Origin of the sequence: Mesorhizobium sp. M2E.F.Ca.ET.209.01.1.1, from assembly GCF_004010375.2 — a bacterium.
In the GTDB taxonomy this organism is placed as follows: domain Bacteria; phylum Pseudomonadota; class Alphaproteobacteria; order Rhizobiales; family Rhizobiaceae; genus Mesorhizobium.
Genome location: NZ_SADP02000022.1, coordinates 36,371 through 48,433 on the forward strand (window position 1 = coordinate 36,371; position 12,063 = coordinate 48,433).

10 protein-coding genes are annotated in these 12,063 nt (G+C 64.0%); 3 read left to right on the forward strand and 7 right to left on the reverse strand.

Translation table 11 applies throughout. The features are described 5' to 3' along the window. Window positions 1-134 precede the first annotated feature (134 nt). The 3 genes from EN852_RS28970 to EN852_RS28980 form a co-directional block, all read right to left on the reverse strand. A complete protein-coding gene (locus tag EN852_RS28970) occupies window positions 135-773 on the reverse strand; it encodes a sel1 repeat family protein (RefSeq protein WP_127876794.1) in 639 nt (212 codons plus the stop codon). 35 nt (window positions 774-808) lie between these two features. Then, entirely contained in the window at window positions 809-1,381 is a 573-nt protein-coding gene (ilvN, locus tag EN852_RS28975; protein WP_042644054.1) for an acetolactate synthase small subunit, read from the reverse strand. An 83-nt stretch (window positions 1,382-1,464) separates the two neighbouring features. Continuing rightward, window positions 1,465-3,246 carry an acetolactate synthase 3 large subunit gene (locus EN852_RS28980; RefSeq protein WP_127863294.1) on the reverse strand — a complete coding sequence of 594 codons (1,782 nt, stop codon included), beginning with the start codon at window positions 3,244-3,246 and terminating at the stop codon, window positions 1,465-1,467. A 384-nt stretch (window positions 3,247-3,630) separates the two neighbouring features. Here EN852_RS28980 and EN852_RS28985 point away from each other — a divergent pair, with 384 nt between their 5' ends. Further along, window positions 3,631-5,550, forward strand: a complete 1,920-nt coding sequence (locus EN852_RS28985) for a sigma-54-dependent Fis family transcriptional regulator (protein WP_127878875.1) — start codon at window positions 3,631-3,633, stop codon at window positions 5,548-5,550. 162 nt (window positions 5,551-5,712) lie between these two features. Beyond that, complete coding sequence (locus EN852_RS28990; RefSeq protein ID WP_127878873.1) at window positions 5,713-7,521, forward strand: NAD(P)/FAD-dependent oxidoreductase; 1,809 nt, start codon at window positions 5,713-5,715, stop codon at window positions 7,519-7,521. A gap of 123 nt (window positions 7,522-7,644) precedes the next feature. On the opposite strand, the gene EN852_RS28995 is transcribed toward EN852_RS28990, so the two are convergent. The 3 genes from EN852_RS28995 to EN852_RS29005 are packed head-to-tail and all read right to left on the reverse strand — an operon-like array spanning window position 7,645 to window position 9,093. Beyond that, window positions 7,645-8,175, reverse strand: a complete 531-nt coding sequence (locus EN852_RS28995; protein ID WP_127878871.1) for a GNAT family N-acetyltransferase — start codon at window positions 8,173-8,175, stop codon at window positions 7,645-7,647. 37 nt (window positions 8,176-8,212) lie between these two features. Beyond that, a complete protein-coding gene (locus EN852_RS29000) occupies window positions 8,213-8,521 on the reverse strand; it encodes a hypothetical protein (protein WP_127878869.1) in 309 nt (102 codons plus the stop codon). Between the two features lie 5 nt (window positions 8,522-8,526). Beyond that, window positions 8,527-9,093 (reverse strand): XRE family transcriptional regulator, encoded by a 567-nt coding sequence (locus tag EN852_RS29005; protein ID WP_127878863.1) that lies wholly within the window; start codon window positions 9,091-9,093, stop codon window positions 8,527-8,529. Window positions 9,094-9,245: 152 nt separating this feature from the next. Between EN852_RS29005 and EN852_RS29010 the strand changes: the two genes are divergently transcribed. Next, entirely contained in the window at window positions 9,246-11,081 is a 1,836-nt protein-coding gene (locus EN852_RS29010; RefSeq protein WP_127878861.1) for an ATP-binding protein, read from the forward strand. Window positions 11,082-11,246: 165 nt separating this feature from the next. Here the strand turns inward: EN852_RS29010 and EN852_RS29015 are convergent, their stop codons facing one another. Continuing rightward, on the reverse strand, window positions 11,247-12,038 hold the full coding sequence (locus EN852_RS29015; protein ID WP_127878859.1) for a GGDEF domain-containing protein: 792 nt from the start codon (window positions 12,036-12,038) through the stop codon (window positions 11,247-11,249). Window positions 12,039-12,063 lie beyond the last annotated feature (25 nt).

Genomic DNA, 12,063 nt, shown 5'->3' on the forward strand with positions numbered 1-12,063 from the left:
TGTCGGGCAGCCGGCTAATACGGCTGTTAACAGCTCCTTGGCTGATCCGAAAAGCTGCCCAGATATGTTGAGATTCAGGTCAGGCCGAGGCGATTGGTCCACCCGCGAGCAGACGAAACGCTGCCATTGGCGAGCTAGTGGCCGCTTTCCATGTAAGATTTGGCGTATTGGCAGGCTACGAAGCTGGCATCGATTTCGCAGGCCTTCTTGAACGCCGTAGTGGCCGCGTCTTTGTCTTTCGCTACACCCTCGCCGTTTTGAAGCGCCGCGCCATACATGGTGCATCCCCACGCATCGCCCTCGCTGCAGCTCAACTTGAAGGTCTCATATGTGCAGTGGTTTGCCGCTTTCTCGTTTCCGAGCAAACTGTCCGGCAATCTGCCGAGGCGCATGCCGGCGCCACGATTTGTGCAGCCGGCCGCGCTGCCGGTGGCGCAGGCTTGGGCGAACATCGCCTCGGCTTTCAGTTGCTGGTCCTCGCCGCCATTCTCCTGGATGACCCTGGCGGTCTCGAAACATGCCTCGGGGTTGCGCCCTTCGAAGCAAAGCCTGGCGCAGGCCAGCGCGTCCCGCTCACAACGGTCGTAGTTCATTTCCGGCAGCACGACGTTGCTGCGCGGCACCGACTTGCGCCAGATGTCCGCCGGGCATCGCTGGAAATACGCATTGGGCGTGCCCCTACGTCCGACCTCCCTCAGCAATTTCGACATCACTCGGGGGTCGAACGTCGGCTCGTCGCCGAGCGCTGCCGTCGCTGTGGCGACGACGGCCACGATGGCCGCCAGAATTGCCGCCCCCCGCGTCATCGTTACATGCCCTGCGGACCGCGGTTCATCGCGGCGACGCCGGTGCGGCAGATCTCGACCAGGCCGAGCGGCTTCATGATGGCGATGAACTGGTCGAGCTTGGAGCCCTTGCCGGTGATCTCGAAGATGAAATGCTCGGTGTTGGCGTCGATGACCGAGGCGCGGAAAGCATCCGCAAGCCGAAGCGCCTCTACGCGGGCGTCGCCGGTGCCGGCGACCTTGACCAGCGCGAGCTCGCGTTCGAGCGGCCGCTCCTGTCCAAGCTCATGCGAGCGCACGGTCAGGTCGACCACCCGATGCACCGGCACGATGCGCTCGAGCTGATGCTTGATCTGCTCCATCACATGCGGCGTGCCGCGCGTCACGATGGTGATGCGCGACAGATGCTTCTCGTGCTCGGTCTCGGAAACCGTCAGGCTTTCGATGTTGTAGCCGCGGCCCGAGAACAGGCCGATGACGCGGGCGAGCACGCCCGGTTCGTTGTCGACCAGCACGGAAAGCGTATGGGTTTCCGGCTTCTCGGTTTCCTTGGCGATGAAATAAGCCGAACCGGTCGGCTGAAGCTGTGCGTTCATGACGTGAATCTCGATTTCAGACTTTTGAGCTAATTCTCTGTTTGCGCACGGCTTTCTCGCGACAGCCCCGCCTTTATGGCTGCTTACACCAGTTCCCTGCCCTTGGCGTCGATGGCGTTGGCCACCGCCTCGTCGGTAGCCTCGTCGGGCAACAGCATCTCGTTATGCGCCTTGCCGGACGGGATCATCGGGAAGCAGTTGGCCAAGGTCGCCACGCGGCAGTCGAACAGAACCGGCTTCTTCACCGAGATCATCTCGCGGATCGCGTCATCGAGCTCGTCCGGCTTGTCGCAGCGAATGCCGTGACCGCCATAGGCCTCCGCCAGCTTGACGAAATCCGGCATCGCCTCGGTGTAGGAATGCGACAGCCGGTTGCCGTGCAGCAGCTGCTGCCATTGGCGCACCATGCCCATATACTGGTTGTTCAGAATGAAGATCTTGATCGGCGCCTCGTACTGCACCGCCGAGCTCATCTCCTGCATGGTCATCTGCACCGAGGCGTCGCCTGCGATGTCGATGACCAGCGCATCGGGATGCGCGATCTGCACGCCGAGCGCCGCCGGCAGGCCATAGCCCATCGTGCCCAGGCCGCCCGAGGTCATCCAGCGGTTCGGCTTGTCGAAATGATAGTGCTGCGCCGCCCACATCTGGTGCTGGCCGACCTCGGTGGTGATGTAGGTGTCCATGTCCTTGGTCAGCGCATAGAGCCGCTGGATCGCATATTGCGGCATGATAACGTCGCTGTTCATCTTGTAGGCGAGCGAGTCGCGCGCGCGCCATTTCGCGATCTGCTCCCACCACGGATAGAGCGCCTTCTTGTCGGTCTTGGCGGTCGCCCGCCACAGACGCACCAGATCCTCCAGCACGCGGCCGACATCGCCCAAGATCCCGATATCGGCATGCACGTTCTTGTTGATCGAGGACGGGTCGATGTCGATGTGGATCTTCTTCGAATTCGGCGAGAACGCGTTGAGACGGCCGGTGATGCGGTCGTCGAAGCGCGCGCCGATGCAGATCATCACGTCGCAATCATGCATCGCCATATTGGCTTCGTAGGTGCCGTGCATGCCGAGCATGCCGACCCAGTTCTTGCCGGATGCCGGATAGGCGCCGAGCCCCATCAGCGTCGAGGTGATCGGGAAGCCGGTGAGGTCGACCAGCTCGCGCAGCAGATGGCTGGCCTCCGGGCCGGAATTGATGACGCCGCCGCCCGAATAGATAATCGGCTTCTTCGCGCCCGCCATCAGCTCGACCGCGGCCTTGACCTTTTCCAGGTCGCCCTGAACTTTCGGCTGATAGCTGGTGCGCGGCGCCGTCTGCGGCGGCACGTAAATGCCCTTGGCGAACTGCACGTCCTTCGGGATATCGACCACGACCGGGCCGGGGCGGCCGGTCGTCGCCACATGGAACGCCTCATGGATGGTGGCGGCGAGCTCGTTGACGTCCTTCACCAGCCAGTTGTGCTTGGTGCAGGGCCGCGTGATGCCGACCGTGTCGCATTCCTGAAAGGCGTCGGAGCCGATCAGCGATGTCGGCACCTGGCCGGTGAGGCAGACCAGCGGGATGGAATCCATCAGCGCGTCCTGCAGCGGCGTCACGGCATTGGTGGCGCCGGGGCCAGACGTCACCAAAAGCACGCCGGCCTTGCCGGTCGAGCGCGCATAGCCTTCGGCCGCGTGGCCGGCGCCCTGCTCATGCCGGACCAGGATGTGCTCGACATCGTCCTGTTGAAAAATTTCATCGTAAATTGGGAGAACCGCGCCGCCCGGATAGCCGAAGACATGCTTGACGCCGTTGTCCTTCAGCGCCTGCACCACCATTTCGGCGCCCGTCATTTCGCGCCGCTCGTTCTGTCCATTGCTCATCGGTCTGGTCCCGTACTGTCGCCGTTTGGGCGTTGCTGGTCGTTTAGTTGGATTTCAGGCAATAAAAAAGGCCCCCGAGGGAGCCTGTGTGGTGCGCATGGGAGGTTTTCGCCCGGCGGTTACACCGCCTTGCCCACGCGCCAGCCTACGAGAATGAGTGCCGTTTTCATGGGCGCGGACAATAAGGGCGAAAACGCGGGCTCGTCAATGGGGTCGGGCGCGAATTCACCCGCCTGTGAGAAACCGCGCTGTCTCGCGCTACCATAGTACAGTTGAGCGCGCGCCGCCGAGGCACCAGTATGTGCCGATGCATGTCGCCCAGTAGGGTGGAGCGGTTTTGGGGCACGACATGCAATGGTGTGACGTTGGCTGCGAGGAGGACGCATGGCTGGCGAACGGGAGCATATCCGCGAGATCGAAGAGGTTCTGTCGGGCGCGCGGTCGGCCCGCGACGATATCGTCGTGCAGTCCTGGCTGCGCTGCATCGACACGCACCGGCTCGACCCCGCACGTCCGACCGAAGCCTACATCGTTCCCGATACCCAGCTGCGCGAGCATCGCGAGCAGTCCGAAAGGCTGATCGCCATTGCCCGCAGCGGGCTGGAGACATTGTTCAAGCAGGTGGCCGGCCAGAACTACGTCCTGCTGCTCGCCGACGCGAAAGGCGTCACCGTCGACTTTCTCGGCGACCCGCTGTTCATGGATCAGCTGCGCACGGCCGGTCTCTATCTCGGCTCGGAATGGTCCGAGAGCCGCACCGGAACCTGCGGCGTTGGCTCCTGCATCGTCACCGGCGAGGCGATGACCATCCACCAGACCGACCATTTCGACACCACCCACACGCCGCTCTCGTGCACCGCCGCGCCGATCTTCGACACCAAGGGCGAACTGACCGCCGTGCTCGACATCTCGCTGCTGCGCTCGCCGCAGCCGAAGGTCAGCCAGAACCTTGCCCTTCACCTGGTGACGGCGTCCGCCCGGCGCATCGAGCTCGCCAATTTGATGGCGCAGATGCATTCGGAATGGGTGCTGCGCTTCTCGCGTTCGCCCGAATTTCTCGATGTCGATCCGGAGGCAGCCGTGGCGCTCGATGCCTCGGGTCGCGTCCTCGGCACCACGCGCGGCGGGGCCCTGCTTCTGGCGCAGGCCGGAGGCGTCGACTGGAGGCTCTCCTCGCCGATCGGCCAGCCGATCTCGCGTTACCTCGACATGGACATCGACGACTTGCCGAATTTGACGCGCGGGCGCCCGACCGAAGAGCGGCTGGTGTTCGGCCGCAACGGCAGCGCGCTGTTCGCGCATGCCATCGAGCCGCAGCCGTCGAGCGGACGCCGCGCACCTGTCGAGGCGCTGCCGAAACCGATCGCCGAGCTTTCGGGCGGCGATCCGGCCATGGCGGCCATGCAGACGCGGGCCGCCAAGCTGGCGCGCACCACCATCCCGGTCCTGATCCATGGCGAGACCGGTTCCGGCAAGGAATATCTCGCCCGCGCGCTCCACGACAGCTCGGGGCGCTCCGGCCCGTTCGTCGCCATCAATTGCGCGGCCATTCCCGAACATCTGATCGAGAGCGAGCTGTTCGGGCACGCCGCCGGTGCCTTCACCGGCGCCACGGCCAAGGGACGCAAGGGGCTGATCGAGAGCGCCGACGGCGGCACGCTTTTCCTCGACGAGATCGGCGACATGCCCTACGCGCTGCAATCGCGACTGCTGCGGGTGATCGCCGAGCGCGAGCTGATCCCCGTCGGCGGCATTGCGCCCCGGCCTGTCGACATCAAGATCATCTCCGCCTCGCACCACGACTTGCGCCAGCTGGTTGCCGAGGGCCGTTTCCGTGAGGACCTGTTCTATCGGCTAAACGCCGCATCGCTGACATTGCCGCCATTGCGCGAGCGCACCGACTTCGAATGGCTGCTGGAACGGCTGGTTGGCGAGCGCGCGCGCCTTGCCGGTCGGCCAGCAAGACTGTCGCCCGCGGCGCGGCTGGCGCTGATCCGCCATGGCTGGCCCGGCAACATCCGCGAGCTCGTCAACGCCGTGGACCTGGCGGTGGCCCTTTGCGACGATGAGACGATCCAGCCTTCCGACCTGCCCGATTTCGCCACGCCCCGTGTGGCGTCACCGGCGCCTTCCGCCAGCCTTGTCGCGCTTCGCGCCGCCTCGCCCGAGGAAGAGCGCGCAGCCCTGCTGGCCGTGCTGGCGGCGACCGGCTGGAACATTTCCGAAGCCGCGCGACGTCTCGCCGTCGACCGCACCACGGTGCATCGCCGGATGAAGCGCCTGCGGCTGGAGGCACCGAACTGATACTGCAGACTGTGGCGCGCCATAGCGCCTGCAACAGGAGCGCAACAGCAAAGGCGACGGAAGAGCGCCCTAACAGCTTGATTCCATTGCATCCATGATGAGCGCTGCGGTTGGCACGCCGCTTGCTGCTCATGCCGCACTCTAGCAAGTGGAGGAGAACAAATGCTCGAGAGAACACCCACCACCAAGGCGCAGGCGCTGCTCGACAAATTCGGCAAGGCGCTGGAAGCCGGCGACATCGACAGCGCCGTCAACTGCTTCCAGGCCGACTGCTACTGGCGCGACCTCGTCACCTTCACCTGGAACCTGAAGACCGTGGAAGGCCAGGACCAGGTTCGCGACATGCTGCAGGCGACGCTGGCCAACACCAGGCCGACCGGCTGGGCGGTGGCCAAGGGCGAGGAAGCGAGCGAGGATGGCGGCGTCATCGCCGCCTGGATCACCTTCGAGACGAGCGTCGCGCGCGGCTTTGGCCTTGTGCGCTTCAAGGGCGACCTGATCTGGACGCTGCTCACCACCATGGCGGAGCTGAAAGGGCATGAGGAGAAAGCTGGCTTCACCCGTCCGCTCGGCGCCAAGCACGGACACGGCAAGGACCGCAAGACGTGGCGCGAGGAGCGCGACGATGAGATCGCCGAGCTCGGCCATACCAAGCAACCCTATGTCGTCATCATCGGCGGTGGCCAGGGCGGTATCGCGCTCGGTGCCCGGCTGAAGCAGCTCGGCGTGTCCGCCATCATCATCGAGAAGAACGAGCGGCCCGGAGACTCCTGGCGCAAGCGCTACAAGTCGCTCTGCCTGCACGACCCGGTCTGGTACGATCACCTGCCCTATATCGACTTTCCGAAGAACTGGCCCGTCTTCGCGCCGAAGGACAAGATCGGCGACTGGCTGGAGATGTACACCAAGGTGATGGAGCTGAACTATTGGTCCTCCACATCAGCGAAATCCGCCAAATATGACGAGAAGGCCAAGGAGTGGACCGTCGTCGTCGAACGCGACGGCAAGGAGATCACGCTCAAGCCCAAGCAGCTGGTGCTGGCGACCGGCATGTCCGGCAAGGCGAACTGGCCGAAATACAAGGGTCAGGACATTTTCCAGGGCGAGCAGCAGCATTCCTCGACCCATCCCGGCCCGGATAAATACCGGGGCAAGAAGGTGGTGGTCATCGGCTCCAACAACTCGGCGCACGACATCTGCGCGGCACTATGGGAAGGCGGCGCCGACGTGACAATGGTGCAGCGCTCGTCCACCCACATCGTCAAGTCGGACACGCTGATGGATATCGGGCTTGGCGCGCTCTACTCCGAGCAGGCGGTGGAGAACGGCATGACGACGCGCAAGGCCGACATGATCTTCGCCTCGCTACCCTACCGCATCCTGCACGAGTTCCAGATTCCGCTTTACGAACAGATGAAGGAGCGTGACGCGAAATTCTACGAAGACCTGGAAAAGGCCGGCTTCATGCTCGACTGGGGCGACGACGGCTCAGGCCTGTTCATGAAATACCTGCGCCGCGGCTCCGGCTATTACATCGATGTCGGCGCCTGCGACCTCGTCATCGACGGCTCGATCAAGCTGAAGAGCGGACCGGGAGCCGCTGTGCAGGAACTGACCGAAACCGGCGTCAAATTCGTTGACGGCACCGAATTGCCGGCCGACCTGGTGATCTACGCCACCGGCTACGGTTCGATGAATGGCTGGGCCGCGGATCTTATCTCGCAGGAGGTGGCGGACAAGGTCGGCAAGGTCTGGGGCCTCGGCTCCGCCACCACCAAGGATCCGGGTCCCTGGGAAGGCGAGCAGCGCAACATGTGGAAGCCGACGCAGCAGGAGGCGCTGTGGTTCCATGGCGGCAACCTCCACCAGTCGCGGCACTACTCGCAGTATCTTGCGCTGCAGTTGAAGGCCAGGCAGGTCGGGTTGCCTACCCCGGTCTATGGGCTGCAGGAGGTCTATCACAAAAGTTGATGCGACGGAGCCTCGGTGGAAGCCCGGCGATGGCCGGGCTTCCCATTGCGTATGGCACTCGATGCGTCGCGACAGGATATCTGCCATCGGTCGCGTGTCACCGCGCTCGCAGCAGGACGGCGCTTATGGTCGGACCGGCCCTATCCGCTTCCAGTAGATCAGCGTCCCGGTCAGTCCGCCATGCGGCTTCAGGGCAAAGTCCGGGATCTCGCCGGTCAGCGTGAAGCCGAGCTTCTCATAAAGCCCAGCCGCGCCCTCCTCGCTCGCCGTATCCAGCACGAGCAGCGTGCGGCCCTTCTCGACGGCAAGTTCCTCCGCGGCCCGCATCAGGCGCATCGCGACTCCTTTGCCGCGATGATCCCGGCCGGTCATCAGCTTGGCGATCTCGGCGCGGTGCGGCTGGTTGGGCGGAAAGTCGAGCAGCAGCGTGACAGTGCCTGCAAGCACCCCATCCTGCCATGCGCCCAGCACCGCCCTCTCGCCGCGCGCCGCCGCTGCCAGCGACTTGCGCCAGAAATCCCGCGCCGCGTCCGGCGGCAACGGATGCATGAAGCTCACCGATCCGCCGGCGGCAACGGTCTCGATCAACAGATCGGCGAGCATCGCGGCGGTTGCCGCATCTTCGGTCAAGGCCCGGATTTCAAGTGCGTTCATGCTGGTGTTCTCCATGCGATCAGGCATCGGGAAAAGGTCATTCGAAATGGCTGATCCGCTTGCGCCGTCGCGCCCGCCGGATTTCAGCGATCCGGTCGGCATCGTCCTCGCTGAGATGACGCCCACGCTCCAGTATCTCGAGCGTATATTCCTCATAGGTCAGCCCGAGCCGTTCGGCTCTCTCCAGCCGCATCAGCATGACGGCCTGGCTTGGCGCCTTCCAGGCCTTGTCGTGGGCGACGCGCCAGGCGAGGAAAATATAGGCGTCGCCCTTGCCCCAGGGCGGTCCTTCATAGTCGTCGAGCGGCGGCCCGCCATTGTGCGAGCGTTTCGGTCGTCGAGGCATCCCGATCAGTCCCTGACCAGCGCCACGAGATACTCCGCCGCTCCCGGTCCGGGAGCATGAAAGACGCAGTCCGCCGGCGCCCCCAGCGCCAGGCAGTCGCCGGGCTCGAGCCGGTGCACCACATCACCCTCGGTGAAATCCAGCCTTCCGTCGATCAGCCAGATCTGCTGCTTGATGAAGGCGTAAGACGCAGCCGGAAGGCTGACCCTGGCGCCTGCCGGCAGGCTGACCCTGATCAGTTCCAGCGGCATCTGCGATGCCGGCGACAGATGCCGCCGGATGTAACCGGTTGCCGGATCCTGCCACACCGGCTGGTCGTCGCTGCGCGAAACGCCGCCGCCTTGCAGTTCGGCCCGCGCGATCAGCGTCGACAGTGTCATGCCGAAGGCGGCCGCGATGCGCACCAGGAGTGCCGCGGTCGGACTGGTCGTGCCGCGCTCGATAGCGCTCAGCATCGCTTTGGACACGTCCGAGCGCGCCGCAAGCTCGGCCAGCGACCAGCACCTCACCGTCCTTTCGGAACGTATTCGCCTGCCAATCGTGGCGGTGATGTCATTCGATATATCGTTCATTCGTCCAATATATCGGAATTGCGAGATCTGGGAAGAGGCGATTCGATCGAATTGTCGCGGCCGGCTTAATACCGTCTACACCATTCGACCTCACCTCAATTTAACCCCGCCTGGATAAGGTCGACGCTCCAGGGAATGGGACCAGGTCAGTGATGTTTGTCGAACGCGAAGCCTCCGTTGGCGAACCGATTTCGCAGGAGCGCCGCAATGCCCTGCAAAGCGACAAACGCATTCTCGGCAATGTCGTGCAATGCGACGGCGCGCGCGCCACCATCAGCGCCTACGCCGAGGATGCCGAGGGCACGGTCACCGGCCAATGGACGGTCGGCAAGATGATCTCCATCAATCTCGGCACCACGCGCACGGTCGGCCTTGTCTATGAGATCGGCAAATCGGACCGCGCCTGGAGCAATGAGGGCCAGAACCCGATCGAGGTCAGCATCGAACTGATTGGCGAGGTGCGCGACGGCGCGGAGCCGGGCGCCAAGCCGATCTTCGATCGCGGCATCACCGCCTATCCGCATATCGGCGCCATTGCCCACCGTATTCGCAGCCGCGACCTGCAAGCGGTCTACGATCTGGCCGGACGCCATTCGGTCACCATCGGCACGCTGTCGCAGGATGAATCGATCGACGCCAACATCGCCATCGACGACACGCTCGCGCGCCATTTCGCCATCGTCGGCACAACCGGCGTCGGCAAGTCCACGGCTGTCTCGCTGCTGCTGCGCAAATCCATCGAGGCGCGGCCGGACCTGCGCGTGCTCATCCTCGACCCGCATAACGAGTTCGCGGCCTCGCTGCCGGAATATTGCGTCAAGGTCGATTCCAAGACGCTTGACCTGCCATTCTGGATGTTCAGGCTGGAGGAATTCGCCGAAGTGCTGTTTCGCGGCCGCGAGACGGTGCCCGAGGAAGTGGATGTCCTGCGCGACCTGATCCCGGCGGCCAAGAACCTCTATCGCAACCCCAGTTCCGGCACCTATGTCAGACGTGGCAGCGATGCGCTGACGGCGGATACGCCGGTGCCATACCGCATTGCCGATCTCATCAAGCAGATCGACGAGCGCATGGGCCTGCTCGAAAGCAAGAACGATCGCCCGATTCTGAAGTCGCTGAAGACGCGCATCGAATCGGCGGCCGCCGATCCGCGTTACCGCTTCATGTTCAATTCCCGCCTGATCGAGGACACGATCCACGAGACGATCGGCAATATTTTCCGTGTCCCCAACCACGGCCGCCCGGTCACCTGCTTCGAGATGGCGGGCATGCCTTCGGAAGTGGTCAACTCGGTCTGCTCGGTGCTGGCGCGCCTGGCCTTCGACCTGGCCTTGTGGAGCGAAGGCCGGCTGAGGCTGCTCCTGCTTTGCGAGGAAGCGCACCGCTACATGCCGGCCGATCCGCGCCTCGGCTTCGCGCCGACCAGGCACGCGCTTTCGCGCATCGCCAAGGAAGGCCGCAAATATGGCTGCTATCTGGGTGTCGTCACCCAGCGCCCGGGCGAGCTCGACCCGACCATCCTGTCGCAGTGCTCTACCTTCTTCGCCATGCGCCTTGCCAACGAGCAGGACCAGGCAATCATCCGCTCGGCGATCGCCGACTCTTCGGCTTCCACGCTTGCGTTCCTGTCGTCGATGGGGCAGCGCGAAGCCATCGCCTTCGGCGAAGGCGTCGCGACCACCACGCGGCTGAAATTCGAGAAGCTGGCGCAGGAGTTCATCCCCGGAACCGCGAAGAGAGAGCAGGTCGAGCCCTCCGTGGACGGCAGCGACGTCGATCTGGCCATGATCGTCGAGCGGCTCCGCAACGTGCCGAAGCCGCAGCAGGCCATGGCCTTCGCCGAGGCGGTGGACTCGGCCCGGCAGGCCGGCGACCCGGACTATAAGAAGCCGGCCACCGCCGCCCCCCGTCCCCAGCCGGACGACGACTTCGACACCCGCTACGGCCTGAAGCCCTCGACCTTCGGCATGCGCCAGTTCAACGACTAACCGCCTGACGTCGGACGGTGATTAAATTCCGATAGGGAATTCGTCAGGCCGAGTCGGATGGTGTCGTTTGCGAGAACCGGAGCGGAGCGGACATCAAGTCCGTGAGCACCGGAAGCGCAGAAAACGGCGGCATACGACCGGCCTCACGAATTCATCTTCGGAATTTTAGGCGCAGACGCGGTTGCGGCCCTGCTTCTTCGCCTCATAGAGCTGGCGGTCGGCGCGTCGGTAGAAATCCTCGGCGCTCTCCTTGTGGTCCCAGACGGCGAGGCCGACGCTGGTGGTGACCTTCAGCCGCACATTGCCCGACAGGATCGACAGGTTGGCGATCGCCTTGCGGATACGCTCGGCGAATCTGGCAAGTAGCTCGACATCCATATTGGGCGTGACGACGGCAAACTCCTCGCCGCCCAGCCGGGCCACCACATCGTGATAGCGCGTCATGCCTCTCAGGCAGGTGGCGACGGCCCGCAGCACCTCGTCCCCGACATCGTGACCATGCGTGTCGTTGACCTGCTTGAAATGATCGAGATCGAGGATCATCAGCCCGACAGGCCTGTCGATGCGGCGAAACTCTTGGAGGTATTCGCGGAGCGCATCGTCGAAATAGCGGCGGTTCTGCATGCCGGTCAGACCGTCGGTGAGCGCGGCCTGCTCGAGCGTCTGCGAACGGGCGCTGAGCGAGACCGTCATGGCCCTGAGCTTCCCCTCTTCCCGCACCTGGCCACGGATCAGCGGATAGATGAAGAAGGTGCCGAAGAACAGGGCGGTCGCCAGCAACGCCCCGGTGACGAACAGCAATTTGTTCAGATAGACGATTTTGTCGACGCGCGATGCGGCGTCGAGGTCCGAGGCGATGTCCTGCAACTGGCCATAGGAATGGATGGTCACCAGGCCAGCGGCCAGGATCACAAAGATAAACACGAAAAATGCGGATTCCGCCTTGTGGAAACGCATCTACTCCCCGCGCCACTGTAACCCT

What these genes read in the sequence shown, in the direction of transcription:
- EN852_RS29005 (WP_127878863.1), bottom strand. Translation starts at nt 9,093, where the DNA reads ATGAACGATATATCGAATGACATCACCGCCACGATTGGCAGGCGAATA.
- EN852_RS29015 (WP_127878859.1), bottom strand. Translation starts at nt 12,038, where the DNA reads ATGCGTTTCCACAAGGCGGAATCCGCATTTTTCGTGTTTATCTTTGTG.
- EN852_RS28985 (WP_127878875.1), top strand. Translation starts at nt 3,631, where the DNA reads ATGGCTGGCGAACGGGAGCATATCCGCGAGATCGAAGAGGTTCTGTCG.
- EN852_RS28990 (WP_127878873.1), top strand. Translation starts at nt 5,713, where the DNA reads ATGCTCGAGAGAACACCCACCACCAAGGCGCAGGCGCTGCTCGACAAA.
- EN852_RS28980 (WP_127863294.1), bottom strand. Translation starts at nt 3,246, where the DNA reads ATGAGCAATGGACAGAACGAGCGGCGCGAAATGACGGGCGCCGAAATG.
- EN852_RS29000 (WP_127878869.1), bottom strand. Translation starts at nt 8,521, where the DNA reads ATGCCTCGACGACCGAAACGCTCGCACAATGGCGGGCCGCCGCTCGAC.
- EN852_RS28995 (WP_127878871.1), bottom strand. Translation starts at nt 8,175, where the DNA reads ATGAACGCACTTGAAATCCGGGCCTTGACCGAAGATGCGGCAACCGCC.
- ilvN (WP_042644054.1), bottom strand. Translation starts at nt 1,381, where the DNA reads ATGAACGCACAGCTTCAGCCGACCGGTTCGGCTTATTTCATCGCCAAG.
- EN852_RS29010 (WP_127878861.1), top strand. Translation starts at nt 9,246, where the DNA reads ATGTTTGTCGAACGCGAAGCCTCCGTTGGCGAACCGATTTCGCAGGAG.